22 protein-coding genes are annotated in these 22,284 nt (G+C 72.1%); 11 read left to right on the forward strand and 11 right to left on the reverse strand.

The window, feature by feature from the left end; all coding sequences use genetic code 11:
* Positions 1-20: 20 nt before the first annotated feature.
* The 4 genes from J2N69_RS01580 to J2N69_RS01595 are packed head-to-tail and all read right to left on the reverse strand — an operon-like array spanning position 21 to position 4,407.
* On the reverse strand, positions 21-1,310 hold the full coding sequence (locus tag J2N69_RS01580) for an alpha-L-fucosidase (protein ID WP_230899074.1): 1,290 nt from the start codon (positions 1,308-1,310) through the stop codon (positions 21-23).
* A 30-nt stretch (positions 1,311-1,340) separates the two neighbouring features.
* The gene (locus J2N69_RS01585) at positions 1,341-2,207 is read right to left on the reverse strand and encodes a carbohydrate ABC transporter permease (protein ID WP_230899075.1); all 867 of its coding nucleotides are present in this window, start codon (positions 2,205-2,207) and stop codon (positions 1,341-1,343) included.
* Positions 2,204-3,169 (reverse strand): carbohydrate ABC transporter permease, encoded by a 966-nt coding sequence (locus J2N69_RS01590; RefSeq protein ID WP_230899076.1) that lies wholly within the window; start codon positions 3,167-3,169, stop codon positions 2,204-2,206. The genes J2N69_RS01585 and J2N69_RS01590 overlap by 4 nt, the downstream gene beginning before the upstream one ends.
* A complete protein-coding gene (locus tag J2N69_RS01595; protein WP_230899077.1) occupies positions 3,166-4,407 on the reverse strand; it encodes a sugar ABC transporter substrate-binding protein in 1,242 nt (413 codons plus the stop codon). Before J2N69_RS01595 ends, J2N69_RS01590 begins: the two co-directional genes overlap by 4 nt.
* Before the next feature lie 550 nt (positions 4,408-4,957).
* Between J2N69_RS01595 and J2N69_RS01600 the strand changes: the two genes are divergently transcribed.
* Entirely contained in the window at positions 4,958-5,968 is a 1,011-nt protein-coding gene (locus J2N69_RS01600) for a hydroxyacid dehydrogenase (protein ID WP_230899078.1), read from the forward strand.
* A 43-nt stretch (positions 5,969-6,011) separates the two neighbouring features.
* Here the strand turns inward: J2N69_RS01600 and J2N69_RS01605 are convergent, their stop codons facing one another.
* The gene (locus tag J2N69_RS01605; RefSeq protein WP_230899079.1) at positions 6,012-6,830 is read right to left on the reverse strand and encodes an NAD(P)H-binding protein; all 819 of its coding nucleotides are present in this window, start codon (positions 6,828-6,830) and stop codon (positions 6,012-6,014) included.
* A 102-nt stretch (positions 6,831-6,932) separates the two neighbouring features.
* Here J2N69_RS01605 and J2N69_RS01610 point away from each other — a divergent pair, with 102 nt between their 5' ends.
* Complete coding sequence (locus J2N69_RS01610) at positions 6,933-7,352, forward strand: winged helix-turn-helix transcriptional regulator (protein WP_230899080.1); 420 nt, start codon at positions 6,933-6,935, stop codon at positions 7,350-7,352.
* A 128-nt stretch (positions 7,353-7,480) separates the two neighbouring features.
* Here the strand turns inward: J2N69_RS01610 and J2N69_RS01615 are convergent, their stop codons facing one another.
* Positions 7,481-9,700: an MMPL family transporter gene (locus J2N69_RS01615; protein WP_230899081.1), complete on the reverse strand. Its 2,220-nt coding sequence runs from the start codon at positions 9,698-9,700 to the stop codon at positions 7,481-7,483.
* Positions 9,701-10,475: 775 nt separating this feature from the next.
* Between J2N69_RS01615 and J2N69_RS01620 the strand changes: the two genes are divergently transcribed.
* From J2N69_RS01620 to J2N69_RS01630, 3 genes are all read left to right on the forward strand, one after another.
* Entirely contained in the window at positions 10,476-10,853 is a 378-nt protein-coding gene (locus tag J2N69_RS01620; protein WP_230899082.1) for a hypothetical protein, read from the forward strand.
* Entirely contained in the window at positions 10,850-11,161 is a 312-nt protein-coding gene (locus tag J2N69_RS01625; RefSeq protein ID WP_230899083.1) for a hypothetical protein, read from the forward strand. Before J2N69_RS01620 ends, J2N69_RS01625 begins: the two co-directional genes overlap by 4 nt.
* A 194-nt stretch (positions 11,162-11,355) precedes the next feature.
* A complete protein-coding gene (locus tag J2N69_RS01630; RefSeq protein WP_230899084.1) occupies positions 11,356-11,628 on the forward strand; it encodes a hypothetical protein in 273 nt (90 codons plus the stop codon).
* Between the two features lie 23 nt (positions 11,629-11,651).
* On the opposite strand, the gene J2N69_RS36370 is transcribed toward J2N69_RS01630, so the two are convergent.
* Complete coding sequence (locus J2N69_RS36370; protein WP_269075585.1) at positions 11,652-11,777, reverse strand: hypothetical protein; 126 nt, start codon at positions 11,775-11,777, stop codon at positions 11,652-11,654.
* Positions 11,778-11,947: 170 nt separating this feature from the next.
* Positions 11,948-12,634 carry a polysaccharide deacetylase family protein gene (locus tag J2N69_RS01635; RefSeq protein WP_230899085.1) on the reverse strand — a complete coding sequence of 229 codons (687 nt, stop codon included), beginning with the start codon at positions 12,632-12,634 and terminating at the stop codon, positions 11,948-11,950.
* 243 nt (positions 12,635-12,877) lie between these two features.
* Between J2N69_RS01635 and J2N69_RS01640 the strand changes: the two genes are divergently transcribed.
* The 3 genes from J2N69_RS01640 (at position 12,878) to J2N69_RS01650 (ending at position 15,677) form a co-directional block, all read left to right on the forward strand.
* A complete protein-coding gene (locus J2N69_RS01640; protein WP_230899086.1) occupies positions 12,878-13,669 on the forward strand; it encodes an arylamine N-acetyltransferase family protein in 792 nt (263 codons plus the stop codon).
* A 118-nt stretch (positions 13,670-13,787) separates the two neighbouring features.
* Positions 13,788-14,264: a VOC family protein gene (locus J2N69_RS01645; RefSeq protein WP_230899087.1), complete on the forward strand. Its 477-nt coding sequence runs from the start codon at positions 13,788-13,790 to the stop codon at positions 14,262-14,264.
* A 165-nt stretch (positions 14,265-14,429) separates the two neighbouring features.
* A complete protein-coding gene (locus J2N69_RS01650) occupies positions 14,430-15,677 on the forward strand; it encodes an MFS transporter (RefSeq protein WP_230899088.1) in 1,248 nt (415 codons plus the stop codon).
* A gap of 25 nt (positions 15,678-15,702) precedes the next feature.
* Here J2N69_RS01650 and J2N69_RS01655 read toward each other — a convergent pair whose 3' ends face one another.
* Positions 15,703-16,437: a class I SAM-dependent methyltransferase gene (locus J2N69_RS01655; protein WP_230899089.1), complete on the reverse strand. Its 735-nt coding sequence runs from the start codon at positions 16,435-16,437 to the stop codon at positions 15,703-15,705.
* Positions 16,438-16,601: 164 nt separating this feature from the next.
* Between J2N69_RS01655 and J2N69_RS01660 the strand changes: the two genes are divergently transcribed.
* Positions 16,602-17,435 carry a hypothetical protein gene (locus J2N69_RS01660; protein WP_230899090.1) on the forward strand — a complete coding sequence of 278 codons (834 nt, stop codon included), beginning with the start codon at positions 16,602-16,604 and terminating at the stop codon, positions 17,433-17,435.
* A gap of 107 nt (positions 17,436-17,542) precedes the next feature.
* Positions 17,543-18,418 carry a slipin family protein gene (locus J2N69_RS01665; protein ID WP_230904535.1) on the forward strand — a complete coding sequence of 292 codons (876 nt, stop codon included), beginning with the start codon at positions 17,543-17,545 and terminating at the stop codon, positions 18,416-18,418.
* Here J2N69_RS01665 and J2N69_RS01670 read toward each other — a convergent pair.
* Positions 18,326-18,823, reverse strand: a complete 498-nt coding sequence (locus J2N69_RS01670) for a GNAT family N-acetyltransferase (RefSeq protein WP_230899091.1) — start codon at positions 18,821-18,823, stop codon at positions 18,326-18,328. The genes J2N69_RS01665 and J2N69_RS01670 overlap by 93 nt on opposite strands.
* Positions 18,824-18,911: 88 nt before the next feature.
* Positions 18,912-21,689 (reverse strand): alpha/beta hydrolase, encoded by a 2,778-nt coding sequence (locus J2N69_RS01675; RefSeq protein ID WP_408056871.1) that lies wholly within the window; start codon positions 21,687-21,689, stop codon positions 18,912-18,914.
* Positions 21,690-21,818: 129 nt separating this feature from the next.
* On the opposite strand from J2N69_RS01675, the gene J2N69_RS01680 reads away from it, so the two are divergent.
* Complete coding sequence (locus tag J2N69_RS01680) at positions 21,819-22,262, forward strand: DUF3093 family protein (RefSeq protein ID WP_230899093.1); 444 nt, start codon at positions 21,819-21,821, stop codon at positions 22,260-22,262.
* Positions 22,263-22,284 lie beyond the last annotated feature (22 nt).

Raw genomic sequence — 22,284 nt, forward strand, 5'->3', positions numbered from 1 at the left:
GGTCGGGTCGGTCCGTGGCCTCAGCTGTCCGCCGGGCTGTCGAGGAACAGCTCGATGACGGGAACAGGGGTGTCGGGGCGCTGGACGGGGAGTTGGAGGGTGAGGGTGCCGGCGGGCGGGCCGCCCATCTCGGTGTTGAGCGCGGGCCGGCCGGGGGCGATCTCGACGCGGGTGATCTCGGACGCGTCGTTCAGGAGTTGGGCGTAGCGCACCCGTCCTGCGAGGTCCGGCAGGTGCAGGTGGCGCAGCGGCCAGGAGAAGAGGTGGAGGTAGAGCCGGTCGCCGCGCTGGGTGTAGCGGCAGTCGGCGGGCGCGGTGAAGGGCGAGGGGCCGCAGCCGCGGATCGACCGCTCGTGCAGCTCCGTCCAGCGGCCCAGTTCGCCGAGGACGGCGACGTCCCGCGGGTCGAGGTCGCCGCGGCCGGTGGGGCCGACGTTGAGCAGGAGGTTGCCGCCCTTGGACACCCCGTCGACGAGCATGCGGATGAGCAGGTCGGCGCTCTTGCGGTCGAGGTTGTCGCGGTCGTAGCCCCAGCTTCCGTTGAGCGTCTGGCACGCCTCCCAGACCACGGGCCGGCCGTCGTCGTCGTACATCGGACCGGCGGGCTGGTACTGCTCGGGGGTGAGGAAGTCGCCGGGCAGGCCGGTGCGGTCGTTGACGAGGATGTGGGGCTGGAGGCCGCGGATCAGCTCCAGCAGCTTCGGCGCGTCCCAGTCGGCGGCGCCCTTGCCGCCCCACCAGCGGCGTCCGGCGTAGGAGAAGTCGAAGAAGAGGTAGTCGACGTGTCCGAAGCGGGTCAGCAACTCGCGTACCTGGCCGTGCAGATAGCGCCGGTAGTCGCGGATGTCCCGGCCGGCGGCGGCCGCCTTGAACTCCTCGTCGTCGCGTTGCGGGTGGATGCCGTCGACGGGGAAGGACGGGTGGTGCCAGTCGATCAGGGAGTAGTAGAAGCCGACCTTGAGGCCCTCGGCGCGGCACGCCTCGACGAACGGTGTGACGAGGTCGCGGCCGTGCGGGGTGTTGGTGGCCTTGTAGTCGGTGAGGTCGCTGTCCCAGAGGCAGAAGCCGTCGTGGTGCTTGGTGGTGAGTACGGCGTACCGCATGCCGGCGGCCTTGGCCGTCCTCACCCACTGGACCGGGTCGTAGCGGTCGGGGTCGAAGTGGTCGAAGTAGACCTGGTACTGCTCGTCACTGAGCTTCTCCCGGTTCTTGACCCACTCGTGCCGGGCGGCGAGGGAGTACAGGCCCCAGTGGACGAACATCCCGAACCGGTCGGTGGTGAACCAGGAGGTGTCGGCGCGTGCAGTCATGGGGGGGTTTCCTTTCACGGCGGGGCCGGGTCAGCCCTTCAGGGCGCCGGACGCCAGTCCGTGCACGAAGGAGCGCTGGAAGAAGAGGAAGACGATGACGGAGGGCAGCAGGGCCAACAGGGAGGCCGCGAGCACCACGCCGGGGGTGACGTCGGGGTCGATGCGCAGGGTGCGCAGCGCCAACGGCAGGGTGTAGGACGAGGAGTCGGTGGCGACGAGGAGGGGCAGCAGGTACTGGTCCCAGATCATCGTGAAGCCGAAGACCCCGATGACGCCCAGCGCCGGCTTGCACATCGGCAGGATGATCTGGGCGAAGATGCGCAGGTCACCGGCGCCGTCGAGGCGGGCGGCCTCTTCGAGTTCCTTGGGTACGTCCTTCATGAACTCGGTCATCACCAGGATGGAGAACCCCCAGGCGCCGAGCGGCACGATCATGCCGGCGAGGGTGCCGATGAGGTTGAAGTGGACGACCGGCAGGTCGGCCAGGATGAGGGACAGCGGGAGGGCGAGGATCTCCTCGGGCAGCATCAGGGTCGCCAGGATCGCTACGAGGACCAGCGTCATCCCGGGGAAGACCTTGCGGGCGAGGGCGTAACCGGCCAGGACGGAGACGGCCACCTGGAGCAGCAGGCCGAAGCCGACGACGAAGAAGGAGTTGAGCAGGTAGGTCAGTACGCCCTGGTCGAAGGCGGTCCTGAAGTTGTCCAGGGTGGCGCCCGAGGGGATGACGCTCAGCTGCGTGGGGTCCTTGACCCTGCTGAAGGCGCTGACCAGCAGGGCGAGCAGCGGTCCCGCGAAGACCACGAGGACCAGCAGGTACGTGAGGGCCTTCAGGAGCCGCCCGCCCGGGCTCCTGCTCTCGGTCAGGCCGAGCGCGGTCTCGGTCGGGGCGTTCATCTACTCTCCCTGCGTCGCACCAGGTGGACGACGATCGTCAGGACCAGCGTCGTGAGGAACAGCAGGACGGCTCCCGCCGCTCCGACGCCGAGCCGGTTCTGTTCGAGGCCCAGCTTGTAGATCAGGGTCATCACGACCTCGGTGGAGCCGTCGGGGCCGCCGTTGGTGAGCAGGAAGACCTCGGTGAAGACCCGCAGTCCGCGGATCGCGGCGAGGATGAAGAGGATCGAGAACACCGACCGCAGTCCGGGCACCGCCACATGCCACACGCGCTGGAGCCGGGAGGCGCCGTCGACCTTCGCGGCCTCGTACAGCCCTCGGTCCACGCTCGCGAGCCCGGCGAGGAAGATCATCATGTCGTAGGGGGCGCCCCGCCAGATGCCGGTGACCATGAGGGAGACGAGCGAGGAGTCGGGGTCGTTGATGAACCCTGAGGGGCCGGACCCGACCAGGCCGAGGAGGGAGTTGACCATGCCGTCCTCGGTCGGGTGGTACATGATGCGCCACAGTTCGGCGACGACGGCGACGGGCACGACGACCGGCAGGAACGCGGCGGAGCGCACGAACCCCAGGCGGCGGCCCCGGCCCTCCATGAGCAGCGCGAGCGCGAGGCCGAGGAGCATGGAACCGGCGGTCTGGCCGGTGGCGAGGACGACGGTGTGCCAGGCGGCCTCGCGGAAGCCGTCGGAGCCGAGCACGGTGGCGTAGTTGTCGGTGCCGACCCACCGGTTCCCGAGGTAGGGCTGGACCTCCTGGAAGGACATGGTCAGCGCGTTGGCCATGGGGATGAACTTGAAGTACAGGAAGAGGAGCAGTGCCGGCGCCAGGAACAGCCAGGGCGTCCACCACCCACCCGCCCGCCGGTCGCGGCGGCCGGTCGCGGCCCTGTCGGCCCCGCGTCCCGTGGCGTGTGGGGCACGCCGCTCGGGCCGCGGGGCCCGCTTCGCCTGGTCGAGGCTCATGACGCGGCGATTCCCTGTTCCTCGAGGAGGGCGGCGAGCTTCTTGTCGAGGTCCCGCAGCTCGCCGCGGGTGTCCAGGTCGCAGTCGGCCATCAGCGCGTTGACGGTCTCGGCGGTGGTCTGCCGCACGGCGGACCAGTTCGGGATGGAGGGGGCGTAACGGCCGGATGAGCGGTAGGCCTCGGCGTAGGTCTGCCAGCGGGGGTCGGGGCGGACCTCGGAGATGTCGACCGTCTTGTTGACGGGCAGTTGCACGGTGAAGCCGGTCTCTCCGCGCATCCCGGTCCGCTGTCCCTCGGCGGAGACGGCGAAGTCGGCGAAGGCGTCCTGGCCCGCCCGGTTCTCGGAGCCCGCCATCAGGTAGACGGTGCCGCCCTCGGCGAGCACGGTCGCGTCCTTGGGGCCCTTGGGCATCGGGACGGCCTCGTACTTGTCCTTGCCGAGCACCTCGTCGAAGCGGGGCAGCAGGTAGGGTCCGACGGCGAACATGCCGGTGCGTCCCGACTCGAAGGTCTCGTTGGTGGGCGGGGTGTCCATGGTGCCCGCGCCGGGCTGGATGGCCTTGTCCTCGCAGCCGAGGTCGCGGAACCACTGGACGGCCTGCACCGACTCCTTCGTGCTCATGGCGGGCTTGTACGTGCCGTTCCCGGCCTCGGTGATGAAGTCGCCGCCCGCGGCCCACAGGAAGTTGGAGAAGTACCAGGAGGCGTAGCCGCGCTTGGTGGAGAGCGGGGCGGCGAGGCCATAGGTGTTCTTCTTGCCGTCGCCGTCGGGGTCCTTGGTGGTGAAGGCCTCGGCCATCGCCGTGAAGTCGTCCCAGTCGCGCGGGATGTCGAGCTTCAGCTTCTGGCGCCAGTCCTTGCGGATGAGCAGCGCGGTGGCCTGCGCCGAGTACGGCAGGCCGTACTGCTTGCCGTCCACGCTCTTTCCGGAGTCGAGCCCCTGTGCGACGAGCTGATCGCTGTGCTGGATCTCGTCGAGGTCGATCTCCCGGAGCAGGCCCTGGCCGTGCATGGCGCCGAGTTGCGTCACGTCGTTCATGACGATGTCGGGAAGGTCCCGCTGCGCGGCCCGCTGCTGGAGCTTCGTCTCGAAGTCGTCGAAGATGGCGGTGACCTCGACCTTCTGGCCGGTGGCCTTCTCGAAGGCGGCGGCGAGCGCGAGCGTGCCCTTCTCTCCCGGGCCGCCGGGAGTGGTCCTGGTCCACAGCTGGAGCGCCGCCTCGGAGTCCTGCTCCACGTCCGCTCCCGCGGGGCCTGAGGTACAGCTGGTGAGGACCAGTGCCGACGCGAGGAAACCCGCACCGATCCACCGCGATCTCCGCATCACAACTCCCGTTCCGCCGCAGGGCGGTTGGCTCCGGTAAGCGCTTGCCGGGGACGCTAACGGGCCCCAAAACCCAGGGTCAATACTCCGATGAATACAAAATTTTTCTCGCCTCTCTCCGAACAGCCGCCGCTCACCCGCCACCCCGCCCCTCCCTCGTCGGCCGCGACCGCCCGGAGCCCGAAGACACCCCCACCCGCCCTCGCATGCCCCGACGGCACGTGGTTCCGGCTGCACAGGACGTTGCCACCCCTGTTCACGTTGGTCGCGTACGATGCCGCCACCCCGCCCGGGTGACGGCCCGCGGGTGTCAACTTGCGCGCTCCCAGGGCTCTCGCAGTCATCCGATGTATGGTCCACTGCGGGCGGTTCGTCCGAAATTTCGGACGGCCGGCCACCGGACCCCGGGCACCGCTGACGGCCCGTCAGCGGCAGCAGCACTGAGCCGAGGAGAGTCATCGACATGGCCGAGACGGCACCCGGAGCCACCGCACTGCTCGTCATGGAGGAGGCCCGCAGGCCGGACGTCTATCCACCCGAGGTGCTCGCCGGCATCGACCGGCTCGTCGACCGGCAGGGCCCGCCCCTCACCCGGGAGCAACTCGACGCGCATCCCGAGGCGTTGCGCCGCGCCGAGATCCTGCTCACCGGCTGGGGCGCCCCCGTCCTCGACGAGGCCTTCCTCGCCCGGGCGCCCGCGCTGCGCGCCGTCCTCGTCGCGGCGGGCTCCGTACGACACATGACCACGCCCGCCTTCTGGCAGCGCGGCATCCCCATCGTCTCCGCGGCGGCGGCCAACGCGACGCCGGTGGCGGAGTTCGCCCTCGCACAGATCCTCCTCGGGCTGAAGCAGGCGCACCGCCTCAGCCGCGAGGTGGCGGCCGCCCGCCGGTTCCCGCGCGGGGTCGAGGTCCCGGGCGCCTACCGCTCACGCGTGGGCCTGCTGGGGCTCGGCCACATCGGCAGGCTCGTCGCGGACCATCTCGGCCGCTTCGACGTCGAGGTCCTCGCCACCGATCCCCTCACCGACGCGGGCAGCGCCCGGGAGATGGGCGTACGACTCGTGGACGTCGAGGAACTCTTCGCCACCTGCCACGTGGTCAGCCTCCACGCGCCGCTCCTGCCCGAGACCCGTGGCGCGGTCGGGGCGCGGCTGCTGAACTCCCTGGCGCCGGGCGCGACGCTGATCAACACGGCCCGGGGCGCGCTCATCGACGAGGAGGCGCTGGCGGAGGCCTTGCGGGCCAGGCCGGACCTCACCGCCGTACTCGATGTCACGCACCCGGAGCCACCGGTGCCCGACTCCCCGCTGTACACCCTCCCCAACGTTGTTCTGACCCCGCATGTGGCCGGCGCCCTCGGCCGCGAATGCCACCGGCTCGGGCTCCTCGTACGCGATGAACTGGAACGTTTCGTACGCGGCCGCCCCCTGCGGCACGCCATCGACCCCGCCCGTGCGGCGTCCCTGGCCTGAGGGCGCCGACCTGCCCGCGCCGCACTCCCCGGCCGGACGACCTCTACGCCGTCGCGCCCCGCACCGCCCGCGCATACGCCTCGATCGCCGGGCGCGGCTCGTGGCCGAGCAGGGTGCGCAGGTCGTTGCGGCCGACGGAGGTGCCGTCCAGGAAGCCGCCGGTGATCGCCCCGTACGTGCTCAGGAGCATCGGCACCTGGAAGGGCTGGGCCCGGCCCGCGCCGGAGACGGCGGCGCGGGTCGCGGCGAGGGTGGCCGGTTCGTAGGAGCCGCCGAGGGCGGCGGCCAACTCGGCGCCGCCCAGTGCGCGTTCGCCCACCAGCTCGTACGTGCGGCCCGCGTGCTCGGCGGGGTCGGCCGCTACCCGCGCCGCGACCTCCGCGAGGTCCTCGCGGGCCACGGCGGCCAGGCGTCCGGTCCCGAGCGGCGCGGTGATCGTGCCGTCCGGCCCGGGTGCGGCGATGGCGGCAAGGAACTCCGCGTACAGGCCGTTGCGCAGCACCGTCCACTTCAGGGAGGAGGTGCGCAGCCTGCGTTCGGTCCAGCGGTGGGCCAGCGCGTAGGTGAGGTGGTCGCCGTCGCCGCTGAGGCTGGTGTAGACGAGGTGGCGCACACCCGCCTTCTCGGCGGCGGTGATCGCGGCGTCGTGGCGGGCGATGACGACGTCGTCCTCGGCGGCCCCCGCCGAGATCATCAGGAGGGTGTCGACGCCGGTGAAGTCCAGTGCGGCCGGGTCGTCGAAGTCGACGCGGCGCTCGCCGGGCGCCGGGCGGCGCGTGCCGAGCACCAGGTCGTCGCGGTCGGCGAGGCGGGCCGTGACGAGCCGGCCGAGGGCGCCCGTGGCGCCGGTGATCATGAGCATGGGATGGTTCCCCCGTCGTGCGTGGTTCCTCTTGGAGCCGCTGGTCAGCGGCCCGGAACCATCTTCATCGGCGGCAACCCCGCCGCGTAAGGAGGCACTTGAATGTCAGCAGGGCACACCGCGGTAACCACTCCCCCGGCCGGGCGGCCGGTGATCGCCTGTGAGACGCCGCAGGACGAGTGCGGGGTCAGGGACGTCCTCGACCGGCTCGGCGACAAGTGGTCCGTGTACGTGGTCGTGGAACTCGCCGCGGGCGTCCTGCGGTTCAAGGAGTTGCAGCGCAGGATTCACGGCGGCATCTCGCAGCGGATGCTCACCGTGACGGTGCGCCGCCTGGAGCGCGACGGTCTGGTGAGACGCACGGTGTATCCGACGATCCCGCCCCAGGTCGAGTACGAGTTGACCGAGATGGGCCACAGCCTCACGCACCTCGTCAAGGCGCTCGCCGACTGGTCGATCGACCACCGGCCGGCCATCGCCGCCGCGCGCGCCGCGTACGACGCGGGGCGGCAGGACGTCTGACGGCGCCGGAGCGGGCCGAAAGACCGAGCGGCCCGAAAGGGCAGAGCGGACCGGAAAGACCGAGCGGGCCGGTCGGGGCGCTCCCCCGAAGGGGTGCCCCGACCGGCCCGCTCGGCGGTACGGCGGTGTCACCTGCCGACAGGCTGGAGTTCCCGGTCGGTCTCCGCCTCGGGCGAACCCGTGTCGCCGAGGACCTTGTGCAGCTTCTCGCCCTCCACGTCGACGTTCGGCAGCGCCTTGTCCAGCCAGCGCGGCAGCCACCAGGCGGACTTGCCGAGCAGCGCGAGCACGGCGGGGACGATCGCCATGCGGACGACGAACGCGTCGAAGAGGACGGCGACGGCCAGACCGAAGCCCATCATCTTGATCATGTCGTCGTTCTCCATGATGAAGCCGGAGAAGACGCTCATCATGATGATCGCGGCCGCGGCCACGACCCGTCCGCCGTGGGTGAAGCCGGTGACGACCGACTCGCCGGGGCTCGCCCCGTGGACGTACGCCTCGCGCATCCGGGTCACGAGGAAGACCTCGTAGTCCATCGCGAGGCCGAAGACCACGCCGATCATGAAGATCGGCATCATGCTCATGATCGGGCCCGGCTGGTCGACGCCCACGATGTCCGCGAGCCAGCCCCACTGGAAGACGGCGACGACTGCGCCGAGCGCGGCGGCCACCGAGAGCAGGAAGCCGAGCGCGGCCTTGAGCGGGACCAGGATCGAACGGAAGACCAGCATCAGGAGCAGGAACGCGAGGCCGACCACCAGGCCCAGGTAGGGCAGGAGCGCGTCGTCCAGGGTCTGCGAGAAGTCGATGGTCATCGCGGTCTGGCCGGTGACCAGGATCTCGGAGCCGGTGTCCGCGCCGATGTCGTCGGCGCCGGACCGGATCGTCTTGACCAGTTCCTCGGTCTTGTGATCGCTCGGCCCGGTCTCCGGGACCACGGTCATGATCGCGGTGTCGTCGGCCTTGTTGGCGGTGGGCGGCGTCACGGCGACCACGCCGTCGACCTTGGCGAGTTTCTCGCCGACGGTCTTGGCGGCGCCCGCCACCCCGGAGTCCTTGCTGACGGTGACCATCAGGGGGCCGTTGAAGCCCGCGCCGAAGGACTCGGACAGCATGTCGTACGCCTTGCGCTGGGTGCTGTCCGGTGCCGCGGTGCCCTCGTCGGGCAGGCCGAGTTCGAGGCTGGTGGCCGGGACGGCGATCGCGCCGAGTCCGACGACCGCCACGAGCAGGACCGCGAGGGGGCGGCGCAGCACGAAGCGTGCCCAGCGGGTGCCGAGCCGCGGCTTGGCGTCGGGGTCCTGGAGTTCGCTCGCGGACTTCTTGCGGTCCTTGCGGCGCAGCACCTTGCGGCCGGCGAAGCCGAGCAGCGCGGGGATCATGGTGAGCGCGATGAGGACGGCGATCACCACGGTGCCCGCGGCGGCCAGGCCCATCTTGGTGAGGATCGGGATGTTGACGACGGCGAGGCCGGAGAGGGCGACGACGACGGTGAGGCCGGCGAACACCACGGCGGAGCCCGCGGTTCCGGTGGCGCGGCCCGCCGCGTCCTCCGGGGTGCGGCCCTCGGCTATCTCCGCGCGGTAGCGGGAGACGATGAAGAGGGCGTAGTCGATGCCGACGGCGAGGCCGATCATCATCGCCAGCGTGGAGGTTGTGGCGGACAGGTCCAGGACGCTGCCGAGGGCGCCGATGGAGGAGATGCCGATGCCGACGCCGATGATCGCGGTGAGCAGCGGCATGCCCGCGGCGACCAGCGAGCCGAAGGTGACGAGCAGGACGATCGCGGAGATCGCGATGCCGATGAGTTCGGCGGTGCCGCCCATCTCCTGCTCGGCCATGACGGCGTCGCCGCCGGTCTCGACGGTCAGGCCCGCGTCGCGGGTCCGGTCGGTGGCCTTGGTGAGGGCGTCACGCGACTTGTCGGTGAGTTCGGTGGCGACGACCTTGTAGGTGACCGCGGTGTAGGCGGTGGTGCCGTCCTTGCTGACGGTCTTCGCCTTGTACGGGTCCTCGACGCCCGCCACCTGCGGGCCCTTGCCGATGGCCGCGACCATCTTCGCGACCTCGGCCTTGGAGTCGGCGGAGGTGATCTTCTCGCCCTTGGGCGCCCGGATGACCACGCGGGCGCTGGCGCCGTCGGCGCTTGCGTCGGGGAAGCGCTTCTCCAGGACGTCGAAGGCCTTCTGCGACTCCGTGCCCGGCATCGAGAAGGAGTCCTCGGGTGGTGCGGGAGCGGTCGACGCAGCGACGCCCGCACCGACGAAGAGCGCCACCCAGAGCAGCGCCACATAGCGGCGTCGCCGGAAAGCGAGGCGACCTAGTTTGTACAGGAACGTAGCCACGGCGAAAGGGACCCCCGTCGGGTTGGGCAGGCAGGAAACGGCCCCCCGCCCGCGCGGTCGCCGCGCGTCAGGGGGTCCAGCAGGATGCCTCTCCATACTCACCGCCGATCCGGGGGCGGGAGTCCGCCTGCGAGCCGGACTGTCGGCCCACGGTCGCTGTACTGCGTGCGGTGGAGTGTCATCCCCTGGGAGGAGGGCCGACGGTCCCGTCTAGTTCACAGGGTGCAGTCACGTGTCAACGCTTTCGTCGGCATTGGCGCGGAATCATCGGCTCCCCTTCACCGTGCACCTGCGGGGTGTCCCGGTTCGTCCGTCGGCACCGGTCCGCGGCCGCCCTCGCCACCGGCCCCGCACGCCGAGATGCGCCGCGGGTCAGGGTGCCGCCCCCGGCGACGAGTCCCCCGCGGGGAGCTTGCCGAGAGCCGCCGGGTGCGGTCCGGTGGCCGGTTCATCGAGGGTGCGTGTAGACCACTTCTCTGCCAGGTGGATGGCGAGTTTCAGCCGTTGGCACTCGTCGGCGGAGAGGGTGCTGAGCGCCCATCGGGCTCGCCTCCTGGTTCTCCCACGTCGTGACGCGCCCGGCGGGGCGCGTGTGTCACCGGTGGCTAGACATACGTACTGGTGGGCGGCACGCGGGAGTTGATACGTGCGCGGATGAAACATCGCGCACAGCCACGGTTCCCGACCTTGGTCACCCCGGCTGTCGCAAGCGCCGCCTGCACACCGCACACCTGCGAGTCCTGCACACCGCACACCTACGAGTAGGTTCTTCAGCATGCGCACAACACCGCCCGGGATACGCCGGGTCAGCCTCCGCGCCGCCCTCGGGGCCGGGGTGGTCCTCACCGCCGCCGCGTTCGGCGCCGGGTTCACCCTCGCCGCCGACCGGAGCGGCGACGAGGGCCCGGACGACATCGTCGTAGAGCACTCGGTCGGGTCTCGCCACGGCACCGGGAACCAGTCCATGACCGGGGGCCCGCTGCCCGACGTGTGCACCGGCCCCTCCGCGGCCATGGGGAACGGGGCCGTCATGCGGGAGGAGGCGCTCTCGACCGCCTGCCAGTTCCTCCGCGACAGCCGGGCCAAGGACAGCGAGGCCGCGGTCCGGGCGCTGCGGGACGCCGCCCGTGTGCTGGAACGGGGGCGCCGGTGAACACCCCCCGCCGGGTCACCCCGCGCCGCCTCGGCGCCGCCGCCGCGGTCTACGGCGTGTTCGTCGCGGGCTGGTACCTGGGTCAGCCCGTCACTCCCGAATGCCGCGCCGACCGAGCCGTCCTCGACCGGTTCGCCGAGGAGTACGAGCCCGAACCGTCCCCCACTCTCACGCGGATGCCGGTCCCGACGCCGGACCCGTCCTACGACCCGCGTGACGGCGCCCGCGACACCGTGACCCAGACACTCACCGCTTACGCCGCCGCCTGCACCAACGACACGAGCGAACGCCCCCGCATGCACGTGTAGTTGGACGGCCACTGGCAGTAGGGAGGCGGCGTGGCCTGGTATGTCCGCCGACGCGGGCGTTGGCCTCGGGTCGTGCGACACTCCCCGGATGCCTGCCTGGATAACCCTGCGGCGCCTCGGCGTCGTCACCACTCTGTACGCCGTCTTCCTGGCCGGGTGGTGGCTGGGCCAGCCCGTGCGCTCCGACGGCTGCCTTGAGGACCGTTCCACCGGCGGGGCAGGCGTTCGTACCGCATCGGTGGAACCGGCCGACCCCGACCGGTACTTTCGAGCACCTCGACCTCGGTCTCCTCGACTGGGCCGACGACATGGACGGCCACCGCGACGGCGAATACGGCCCCGCCGACGTCGGGCACGACCTGCGCGGCGGGCCCGACACGGGCGTCACCTCCGGCGCCGCCTACGCGACGTGCTCCTACAAGAAGCGCGCCCGCCTGCTCGCGTGGGTCAACGGCGACTGGGGCTGACCACGCACCAGGAGACGCCCGGCTCAGCGGATGGTCCGCACCGACAGAACCGGATCGACAGGCGGAACCAGCTGCGCGGTGACGACGTCCACGAGATGCGCCGGGACGTCGCCGTCGCCGTCGCCGTCTCGTATGACCTGTCCGCGCATACGGACGCGGTAGTCCGCCTCCCACGCGCCGCCCACCGCTGAGAGGACACCGATCTCATGCAGGCTCCCGTCGAGACGGTCGACCAGGTACGGTCCGCTGCCGATCCAGGAACCGCGGATTCCCGGTGGGCAGGTACGCCTCGGACGTCTGGGGCCCCGGCGCTCCGCCCCTAACCCAGGCGGCCAGCCCCGCGCCGCTCCTCCGGAACCAGGAATGCGCGCAGGTCGACCACGCCATAGCCTCTCGCCCGCACCGCGTCGAGGATCCGGGGCAGCGCCTGGGCGTCCAGCACGACGCCGTCGCCCGTGCTTCCCACATGCATCTGGATGATGGCGCCCGGGGCGAACGCGTCGACGGCCCGTTCGACCACGCGTTCCACGGTCATGCCGGCCCCCGGCCCGAGGTAGCCGTTGGTGTCGGTGGTGAACTCGATCGCCGCGTACCCGAGCCTGTTGATGTCGGCGACCGACTCCGCCGTGGTGGAACTGTAGGGGAAGCGGAAGAACGGCAGCGGCTCGGTCCCCGCCGCGGCCCGGATCGCCGTGTCGGCGCGCCGCACCTCCCGCTCCCGCTGCCCGGTGCTCAAGCCGTCGAAGTACGGGTGGCTGTAGGAGTGGTTGCCGAGCCCGTGCTCGGCGCCCATGGCCCGGACAGCCCTGGGACGGTCCCTGGCGAACCGGCCGGTCGGGAAGAACGTCGCCTTGAGCCGCCGGCGCCGCAGCTCGGCCAGGACGGTGTCGACACCGCTGTCGTCCCACGCGGCGTTGAAAGTGAGCGCGAGCACCTTGCGCGAGGTGGGCAGTCGGCGGATCTCGTGCCCCAGCAGCGAGGCGGGCGGGCGGGGCCCCACCGCCACCGCCCCGCCCCCACGGCCCCACCCGCCGCGCCGGGCACCAGCCCCGCGGCCAACAGCCCTGCCAGCACGCCCCGTCGTGTCGATTCCATCCTCCGAGTCTGCGGGGCGGCCCCCTCCCGCCTCCCTCATCCCGCGCCGTGCGCCCGGGTGATCCTGCGCCGCGAACGGCCTAGGTCGGAGGTCCGAGAGGGTCGCGTCCCGTGGTCCGTGGTCCGCCTCCCGCTCCCCCACCACACTGGTCCCATGAACACCGAACAGACCGACGCCTACCTGCGGCGCATCGGCGCCGCGCGCCCCGCCGCCCCCACCGACCAGGCGCTGCGCGAGCTGCATCTCGCGCATCTGCGCGCCATTCCCTTCGAAAACCTGTCGGTCCACCTCGGTGCGGAGATCGAACTCACCGCCGAGGCACTGGTGGCGAAGGTCGTGGACGCCCGCCGAGGCGGCTTCTGCTACGAACTCAACGGTGCCTTCGCCGCCCTCCTGACCTCCCTCGGCTTCGACGTCACGCTGATGCAGGCCCGGGTGTACGACGACACGGGGCGGCCCGGCATCCCGTACGACCATCTGGCGCTGCGTGTGGGCACGCGGGACGGCGGCGACTGGCTCGCGGACATCGGGTTCGGCGCGCACAGCCATCTGCCGCTCGCCTTCGGTGAGCGGGGCGAGCAGGCCGACCCCGGCGGCACGTTCCGCCTCGTGGCGGCCGCGGCGGGCGATCTGGAGGTGGTCATGGACGGCAGGCGGCAGTACTTGATCGACCCGCGGCCGCGCGAGCTGGCCGATTTCAGGGCCGGTGCCTGGTACCACCGCACCTGCCCCGACTCCCACTTCACCCGCTCCCTGGTCTGCTCGATCGTCACCGATGACGGTCGGGTCACCCTCAGCGGCCGCACCCTCACCACCACCGTGGACGGCGAGCGGCACATCACCGAACTGGCCACGGAGACGGAGGTGCTCGCGGCGTACGAGCGGCACTTCGGCATCCGTCTGGAGCGGGAGCCGAGCGTAGGGAGCGTACGGACAACAGGGTGACCGTGTGGCGATGAGTTCCGTGCGGTGCGACGGTCCCTCTAGAGAGAGAACGCCACAGAACGTCCCGGAGCGCCGCAGAGCGCGGACAGGCCCGGCGCGTACGCGACAGGAGAGTGCCATGCCCACGATCACACCCTGCCTCTGGTTCGACACCGAGGGCCAGGAGGCGGCGGAGTTCTACGTCTCGGTCTTCCCGAACTCGGAGATCAAGAACATCTCGTACTACGGAGAGGGCGCCCCGCGCCCGGCCGGCACCGTGCTCACCGTGGAGTTCGGGCTGGACGGCAAGGACTTCATGGCTCTCAACGGCGGCCCCGAGTTCACCTTCGACGAGGCCGTCTCCTTCACGATCGACTGCGCCGACCAGGAGGAGGTCGATTACTACTGGGCGAAGCTCTCCGAAGGCGGCGCGGAGGGGCCCTGCGGGTGGGTCAAGGACAAGTACGGCTTGTCCTGGCAGGTCGTGCCCACCGCTCTCAACGAGCTGCTGTCCGACCCGGACGCCGGGCGGGCCCAGCGCGCCATGCAGGCGATGCTCGGCATGAAGAAGCTCGACGTGGCCGCGCTGCGGGCGGCGGCCGACGGCAAGGCGTAGAGGGGGGCGCGGCGAGGGCAGGGCAGCGGGCCGCGGGCCCGGTGCCCGGCCCGAAGTGGCACACGGCCGCGGCGTGTGATTGGCCCAGCCGTGGCCGTCACCGGCCGCATAGCGTCGACGCGTCGAAACAGGGACGGCCGCCAGGCCGCCGATCCGGGGAGCGTCGTGCCGATCCGTGTCCTTCCGCCGTCGGGGGCGCCGCGCGTCCTCGCGGCCGCCCAGCTGAGCAACTCCGTGGGCGACGGCGCGTACTACGTGTCGTCGGCGCTGTACTTCACCCGGGTCGTGGGCCTCTCCCCCACCCAGATCGGACTGGGCCTCGCGGTGGCCTGGGGGATCGGGTCGGTGACCGGGGTACCGCTGGGCACGCTCGCGGACCGGTGGGGGCCACGCGCCGCTTCGGTGCTGCTGGCCGTGGCCACGGGTGCGGCCGTCGCGTCGTTCCTCTTCGTCGGGTCGTTCGCACTGTTCCTCACGGCGGCGGTCGTCTACGCCGTCGCGCAGTGCGGTCTGGCCGCCGCCCGGCAGGCGCTCCTCGCGGGGCTCGTGGCCCCGGCGGAGCGCACGGACGTGCTGGCGCACCTGCAGTCGACGCTGAACGCGGGCCTCGCGGTCGGGGCCGCCCTCGGCGGTCTGGCCCTGCGGTACGACACCGCCGAGGCCTACCGCGCGGTGCTCGCCCTGGACGCGGTGAGCTTCGTGCTCTGCGCGGCCGTGCTGCTGCGCCTGCCGGTGGTGGCGCGGTCCACGGCGGCGCGCGGTGACGGCGAGCCGCGGCTGGCGGTGCTGCGTGACCGGCCGTACGCGGTGGTCACGCTCCTCAACGCGGTGCTGCTGCTGCGGATGCCGCTGCTCAGCCTCGCCATCCCGCTGTGGACGGCGGAGCGCACCGACGCCCCGGGGTGGCTGGTCTCGGCGCTGTTCGTCCTGAACACGCTCGCGGTGATGGTCTTCCAGGTGCGGCTGGCCCGCGGCGTCACGGGCCTGGTCGCGGCCGCGCGGGCGGTGCGGCACTCCGGGCTGGTCATGTTCGGCTCGTGCGCGGTCTTCGCCGTGTCGGCGGCGCGGCTCGCGCCGTGGGTGGCCGCCGCGGTCCTGGTCGTCGGCGCGGCGCTGCACGTGGTGGCCGAGATGCGGCACTCCGCGGGGTCGTGGCAGATCGGCCTCGCGCTGGCGCCCGCCCGGCACGTCGGCCAGTACCAGGGCTTCTACGGCACCGGCGTACCGGTCGCCCGCACCCTGGGCCCGCTCCTGCTGACCTGGCTCCTGGTGGTGGGAGGCGTGCCCGGGTGGCTGGTGCTCGGGGCGGTCTTCCTCGCGGCGTCGCTGCTGATGGGCCCGGCGGTGCGGCGGGCGGAGCGGTCCGTGCGGCCCGGCGGGGTGCCGGGCACCGCGCGGCCGAGCCTGGTCTGACGACTCACCGGCGGCCGGCGGGCCCTCACACCTTGCGGGCCACCACGAGACGCCACCGCGGGCTGCCGTCGGGCCGGCGGCCGAACTCCTCCAGGGGCAGCAGCGACACGTCGAACCCGGCGTCGGCCAGGTCCTCGCGGACGCCGCCCAGGGCGAAGGTGCGGTAGTACATGACGAACCGGGGCCGCCACAGGAGGTTGCGCACCCGCATCATCCCGTCGAAGCCGAGCAGGGCCCAGTGCCACGGGGAGGTGACGGGCTGCGGCGCTCCGATCGGGAAGGCGAAGAGGCCTCCGGGGCGCAGCGCCCGGTGGACGCCGCCGAACAGAGCGGGCCGCTCGGCGGGCAGGAAGTGGCCGAACGCCCCGAAGCTGACCGCCAGGTCGAAGCCCCCGGTGAACGGCAACGCCCGGGCGTCGGCGCGCACCCACTCCACCGCCGGGCCGCCCCCGGCGCGCGGCGCCCGTACGGCCCGGTCGGCGGCGGCGAGCATCCCCGCGCTGAAGTCCACGCCGGTGACCCGCTCCCGGCACAGCGGCAGCAGCGTCCCCACTCCCGCTCCGGTCCCGCAGCACACGTCGAGGCCGGCGTCGAAGGGGCCGAGCGGGCGCAGCGCCTCGGCGGTCGCCGCCAGGAACCGGTCAGGGGTGCGGAACGGCGTGTGGTCGAATTTCGGGGCGAGCAGGTCGTAACCCCGCTCGGTGGAGGAGAGCGCCTGAACGGCCAGCTCGCGCAGCGTGGGACCCTGGGAGGAGAACATCGGCTCCAGGGTAGCCAGCTCCGGGGCGGAGGCGGCCGACGGACGGCGCGGCCGTTCGGTGCCGTGGCCGGATACCGCCAGGAGGCCTACCGGGGGGGTGGCACGGGTCGGGTAGAGGTGCACGTCCGCCTCGTATCCGGCCCTCTCAGTCCCGGAGGTGCTCCATGGCCACTGACCGGCACAGGACGGCGACCGCGTCGGGCAAGACCCGGTTCGACGACATCTACGACCAGCCGGACCCGCGCGCCTACTTCCGGACGCTGGCGCCCTACGAGTACGAGATCCCGCACCACGCCCAGGCGGTCTTCCGCCGCACGCGGGAACAGCGCTCCCGGACGGCCGGCGACGAGGGGCCCGTGACGGTCCTCGACGTGTGCTGCTCCTACGGCATCAACGCGGCGCTGCTCAACCACGACCTCACGCTCGCCGATCTGTACGCCCGCTACACCTCCGTCGCGATCACCGCGCTCACGCCGCAGGAACTCGTCGCGTGCGACAAGGAGTTCTACGCCGGGCGGCGGCGCGCGGACGCCACGCCGGTGATCGGGCTCGACGTCGCGGCAAACGCCACGCGGTACGCGCTGGACGTGGGCCTGCTCGACGAGGCGTACACCGAGGACCTCGAACGGTGCCCGCCCGGTCCCGGCCTGTGCCGCGCGGTCGCCCGCGCCGGACTGATCACCGTCACCGGAGGCACCAGCTACATCACCCACCGCACCTTCGACGCGCTGCTCGGCTGCGCCCGGACGCCGGTGTGGGTGAGCGCGTTCGCGCTGCGGACCGTGCCCTACCGGCGCATCGCCGCCACGCTGGCCGCGCACGGCCTGGCCACCGTCACGGACTTCTCGCGGACGTATCCGCAGCGGCTCTTCACCAGCGAGCAGGAGCGGCGGGACGCCGTGCGGCAGGTGATCCTGGCCGGTGAGGACCCGACCGGCCACGAGTCCGAGGGCCGCTACTACACGCGGCTGTACGAGTCCCGTCCCCGCACCGGCTGACACGCGGCCCTTCCCGGCGGGGTGCCGCGGTGCCCGGGGCTCGACCGGGGGACATTTCCGGGCATATCGTGAGAGCAATGGCCGACTCGGATGTCAGGGGGGTCGCCATGGTCGATGAGCTGCTGACAGCAGGCGCCGCGCTCGCCTCGGGCTGCTTCCTGTACGCCGTGGCGGCGGCCCGCGTGATCAAGCAGTACGAGCGCGGAGTGGTCTTCCGTCTGGGCCGACTCTCGGGCCAGGTGCGGGGCCCCGGCTTCACCATGATCGTGCCGGGCATCGACCGGCTGCGCAAGGTGAACCTGCAGATCGTGACGTTGCCCGTGCCCGCGCAGGACGGCATCACGCGGGACAACGTCACGGTGCGGGTGGACGCCGTCATCTACTTCAAGGTCGTCGACGCGGCGAACGCCGTCGTCCAGGTGGAGGACTACCGCTTCGCGGTCTCGCAGATGGCGCAGACGTCCCTGCGGTCGATCATCGGCAAGAGCGACCTGGACGATCTGCTGTCCAACCGCGAGAAGCTCAACCAGGGCCTGGAGCTGATGATCGACAGCCCGGCCATCGGCTGGGGCGTGCAGATCGACCGCGTCGAGATCAAGGACGTGTCGCTGCCGGAGACCATGAAGCGGTCCATGGCCCGCCAGGCCGAGGCGGACCGCGAGCGGCGGGCGCGCGTCATCAACGCCGACGCGGAGCTCCAGGCTTCCAAGAAGCTCGCCGAGGCCGCGAAGGAGATGTCGGCACAGCCCGCCGCGCTCCAACTGCGCCTGTTGCAGACGGTGGTGGCCGTCGCCGCCGAGAAGAACTCCACCCTCGTCCTGCCCTTCCCGGTGGAGCTGCTGCGCTTCCTGGAGCGGGCCCAGCAGCAGGCCTCCCCGGATCCGCAGCGCTCAGAGGCTGAGCACGTAGCTGCTCCCCGGGCGGCCGTCGAGCCTGATGTCGCCGGTCGCCACGAACCCGGCGCGGGCGAGGACGGCCCGTGAGGCCGCGTTGTCGTGCGTCGTCACGGCGCGCAGTTCGGTGAGGCCGTACGCGGTGGCGGCGAGTTCGCGGACCTGCCGGACGGCCCGGGTGGCGAGGCCCTGTCCGGCGGCCCGCTCCGCGACGCGGTAGCCGAGTTCGGCGCTGCCGTCCGCCACGTCGATGAGGTTGACCCGCCCGAGCACCTCGCCCGCGTCGTCCACCAGTACGTGGAAGAAGCAGATCCCGGCCTCCTGCTCGGCGAGCCGGGCGCTGTGCAGGGCCGCGAACTCCCGGAAGTAGGCGTCACCCCGGTCGGGGATGGAGGCGGCGAAGTACGCGCGGTTCTCCTCCTCGAAGGCCAGCAGGGCGGGTGCGTGGTCGGGGCGCAGGAGCTGGAGTTCGGCGTTGCTCACGTCTCGGGACATGACCGCACTCTACGTACGCCCGTTCGAGTCGCGCCACGGCCGCCGTCGTCCCCGTACTCCTGGCCGCCCCGTACCACGCCGGCCCGTGCTACTGCCTGTTCACGACCGTGCCGGTGATCACCGGACCGGGCTGCGGCTCCCAGTTCTGATCGTAGACGGACAGCTGGGCCTTCAGGGACTCGTCCGGTTCACGGGCGTTGTCCTTGATGGTGGGGACGCGTATGTCGACGCTCTTCTTGCCGGCGGGCAGGGTGAGGTAGAGCGACTCGCCGTCCACCATCTTGGAGAGCGGGCGCCCCGGCCGGGGCGACTGACCGATCTCGTCCGTCAGCCAGCGCGGGTCCACGTCGAGCGTGGAGAGTTCGGTGCCGCGATCGACCGGCAGGAAGGTGAGGCTCGCGCTGATGTCCACGTCGACGGGTTCGGCGATCTTCAGCCGCCACTTCAGCGGCTTGCCCTCGGTGACGCGGTCGGCGACGGGCTCCAGGGTGAGCTTCGGCATCGGGTCGTCGTTGCGTGCCGTCACACCGCCGTGGTGGGAGCCGACCACGGCACCGCGCACCGCCTTGACGAACGCGTCCTGCGCGAGGTCGTAGTTGTAGCGGGTGTCACCTCGGACCTCCACCGGTACGTCGATGTCGTGACCGCCCGGCCGCACCGTCACCAGGCGGGACCTGACCTCGTCCGAGCCGGGCTCGGGCGCGAAGAGCCGGACCTGGCCGCTGCCCTCGCCGGAGACGCGGACCGGAACGTGGTAGGTCCGCGCCCCGGAGTCCCCTTCGTCGACGGTCAGCCGGCCGATGTCGACCCGGGGCAGGGCGGTGGGCTTGACGTCGGGTGTGCCGGGGCGCCAGCCCCAGGCGTCCACCAGCCACACCTTGCCGGAGCGGCTGCGCGGGGTGAGTTCGAGGGTCTTCACCCGCTTGAGGTCCAGCGCGTCCTTCGCCCGCGCCGTCAGCGGCAGGCGGACCTCGCGGCCCCAGTAGGAGGCGGTCCGGTCGCTGCCCGGCAGCCCGTCGACACGGGCGGTGCCGAGCTTCGCGCGGTGGCCGGCCTTGTCGACGAGTGTCACGTCGAGCCGGGTGCCCTTGGAGTTGGGCGGCACGATCACCCGCAGCGCCACGTCCTTGGCGTCGGCCAGGGAGACGGGACTGGCGGGGCTCAGCCGGGCCGGGGTGCCCGGCCGTGTCCAGCGCATCGCCACCGCGTCACGGCCCGGCTCCGGGGAGATCTCCCAGCCGGCGAAGTGCGGTGACGCGCCCGCCGCATCGGGCGGCAGACAGGAGCGGGCGGCGTCCGGGGACACCTGGGCGCAGAGCCGGGCGCCCTTGACCGTGGCCGTGGCGTCCGGCAGGAAGGCCTCCGTGCGGCGGGCGCCGACGGCGTGGGACAGGACCCGCGCGGGGTCCGCCGAGGGAGCGCGCCGGTTCGAGCCGTCGAGGAGCGGGCGCACCCGGTCGTCACCCGCGACGAACAGCCGGGCCGCCGCGGCTATGTACGTGGCGCCCGCGGCCTGCTGCTGCTTGGCGGTGAGGCGGGTCTTCTTGCCCGGGGAGCACACGGGGTCGTTTCCGTCGGCGTGGAAGTCGTCCTCGGCGGGCGCCTTCGCCTGCCCGGGCGTCCATTCGCTGTTGAAGAAGTTGTGGTTGGCGCCGACCATGTAGAGCGCGCTGTGCAGGGCGGTGCCGCCGCCGACGCGGCGCGTCCCGTCGGCGTAGATCTCGCCCTGGAGGTCGGAGACGTCTCCGTCGCAGCCGGGCAGGATCGTCGCCGAGGGCACGTCCGGGACCGGGTTCTGCCCGAAGATAGTGGGGCCTATCAGGACGTTGCCGCGTATCTTCCAGCGCACCGGGCCGTGGTAGCCGTCCTGGTCGGCGGGCGGCGCGTAAAGGCTGTCGAGGGCGGCCCTGTTGACGCCCTCGCCGCCGCGCGAGTGTCCGACGAGCAGTACGCGCGACAGGTCGGCCGGGGCGACGGCGCGCACGGCCGCGGGGGCGTCGGCCGGCTTCTGGGCCCAGTCCGCCCAGTGGCCGAGGTGCAGTCTCACGAGGGAGGAGCGGGCCTGCGCGCCGGCGTCCTCGGCGAGGTGGTCCTGGCCGTTGATGCCGTTGGCGGCGATGGACACGGTGACGTAGCCCTGGGAGGCGAGGAGCTTCTGGGCCCGCTGGTAGCCGTCCTGACTCGGGATCGGCTTCATGCCGGCCTTGCAGGGCCAGTCCCCGTTCGCCTGGTCACCGGCGTAACAGGTGGAGTGACGGCCGTGCAGGAAGAGCGCCAGTGGCCGTTTCCCCGGCGCGTCGGCGGGCCCGACCACGTCGGCCCGCATCTCCACCGGCTCCGGATAGCCGGGCAGCCACACGGACTTGAGGGTGTACTCGCCCCTGACGGTGCGGTAGCGGCCGGGCTTGCCGGGGTCGACCGCGCCCGCGGGCGGCAGGGCCACGGGGGAAGCGGTGCGCGGGGCGGCCGACTCCCGGCCGGCGCCTGCCGCGTCCAGGCGGCGCCCGCCGGCCAGCACACGCAGCTTCTTCGGCGGGCCGACGGTGCCGTCGAGCGGCAACCGGAAGGAGCGGCCGTCCCGCGCGGCGGCGGGCCTGCCGAGGAGCTTGTCCCCGGAGTAGAACTCGACCCGGGCGTCCCCCATGGGCACCGGCTCGGGCGAGGCCCACACCAGTGCCCTGCCGCTTCCCTCACCGGTCAGCCGCCAGCCGTCGGGAAGGTCTTCGTCGCTGCTGGACGGCGCGGTCGGCGGGGCGGTGGGCGGCAGCGCGTGTGCCGCCCCCGGGGCCGCCGCCGCGAGCGCGAGTACCGCGAACGCCGTGGTCGCCACTCGTGAGACACGTCTCAAAGTGGTCCTCCTCCTCATCATTCGTCTCAGGACACAAACGAACTCATGTGCCCCTCTTGCCCCTTGGAGGACGGCAACCGGAGGCTTCGCGTTGCCTCGCCACGCCCCCTCTGTCCGCGGCGGCGGACGACCTGCCAGGATTCGGCCATGCACATCTACGAAGAGCGGTTGAGCGTGCCCCGCTCCTGGTGGGCCCTGGTCGCACTGGGCGGAGCCGGACTGGGGCTCGGGGCCATTCCCTTCGGCGTGATGGCCGCGGCGATCACGGCCGCGGTCGGCATCGCGGTGGCCGCCGCGATCGTGCACGCGCACGGCAGGGTGCGCATTCTGGTGACACCGGGCTCGCTCGTCGTCGGCGGGCGGACCATCCCGATCGAGGCGCTCGGAGCCACCGAGATCCTCGACGAGCGGGAGGCCTTCGAGTGGCGCACCGTGCGGGCCAACCCGTACGCGTTGTTGCTCCTGCGCTCCTACGTCCCCACGGCCCTGCGCATCGAGTTGCGGAACTCCTACGGTGGCGCGCCGTACATCTACCTCTCGACGCGGCAGCCCATGAACCTGGCGGCGGTGCTGGCCTTCTCCCGGAGCTGACGGCCGGCCGGGTGACGCCCCG

The organism is Streptomyces huasconensis (assembly GCF_021028635.1).
Lineage (GTDB): Bacteria > Actinomycetota > Actinomycetes > Streptomycetales > Streptomycetaceae > Streptomyces > Streptomyces huasconensis.

Bases quoted from the DNA above. Each gene is read 5' to 3' on its own strand.
- J2N69_RS01580 (WP_230899074.1), bottom strand. From the start codon at position 1,310: ATGACTGCACGCGCCGACACCTCCTGGTTCACCACCGACCGGTTCGGG.
- J2N69_RS01585 (WP_230899075.1), bottom strand. From the start codon at position 2,207: ATGAACGCCCCGACCGAGACCGCGCTCGGCCTGACCGAGAGCAGGAGC.
- J2N69_RS01590 (WP_230899076.1), bottom strand. From the start codon at position 3,169: ATGAGCCTCGACCAGGCGAAGCGGGCCCCGCGGCCCGAGCGGCGTGCC.
- J2N69_RS01600 (WP_230899078.1), top strand. From the start codon at position 4,958: ATGGCCGAGACGGCACCCGGAGCCACCGCACTGCTCGTCATGGAGGAG.
- J2N69_RS01605 (WP_230899079.1), bottom strand. From the start codon at position 6,830: ATGCTCATGATCACCGGCGCCACGGGCGCCCTCGGCCGGCTCGTCACG.
- J2N69_RS01610 (WP_230899080.1), top strand. From the start codon at position 6,933: ATGTCAGCAGGGCACACCGCGGTAACCACTCCCCCGGCCGGGCGGCCG.
- J2N69_RS01620 (WP_230899082.1), top strand. From the start codon at position 10,476: ATGCGCACAACACCGCCCGGGATACGCCGGGTCAGCCTCCGCGCCGCC.
- J2N69_RS36370 (WP_269075585.1), bottom strand. From the start codon at position 11,777: ATGCGCGGACAGGTCATACGAGACGGCGACGGCGACGGCGACGTCCCG.
- J2N69_RS01640 (WP_230899086.1), top strand. From the start codon at position 12,878: ATGAACACCGAACAGACCGACGCCTACCTGCGGCGCATCGGCGCCGCG.
- J2N69_RS01645 (WP_230899087.1), top strand. From the start codon at position 13,788: ATGCCCACGATCACACCCTGCCTCTGGTTCGACACCGAGGGCCAGGAG.
- J2N69_RS01655 (WP_230899089.1), bottom strand. From the start codon at position 16,437: ATGTTCTCCTCCCAGGGTCCCACGCTGCGCGAGCTGGCCGTTCAGGCG.
- J2N69_RS01660 (WP_230899090.1), top strand. From the start codon at position 16,602: ATGGCCACTGACCGGCACAGGACGGCGACCGCGTCGGGCAAGACCCGG.
- J2N69_RS01665 (WP_230904535.1), top strand. From the start codon at position 17,543: ATGGTCGATGAGCTGCTGACAGCAGGCGCCGCGCTCGCCTCGGGCTGC.
- J2N69_RS01670 (WP_230899091.1), bottom strand. From the start codon at position 18,823: ATGTCCCGAGACGTGAGCAACGCCGAACTCCAGCTCCTGCGCCCCGAC.
- J2N69_RS01675 (WP_408056871.1), bottom strand. From the start codon at position 21,689: ATGAGGAGGAGGACCACTTTGAGACGTGTCTCACGAGTGGCGACCACG.
- J2N69_RS01680 (WP_230899093.1), top strand. From the start codon at position 21,819: ATGCACATCTACGAAGAGCGGTTGAGCGTGCCCCGCTCCTGGTGGGCC.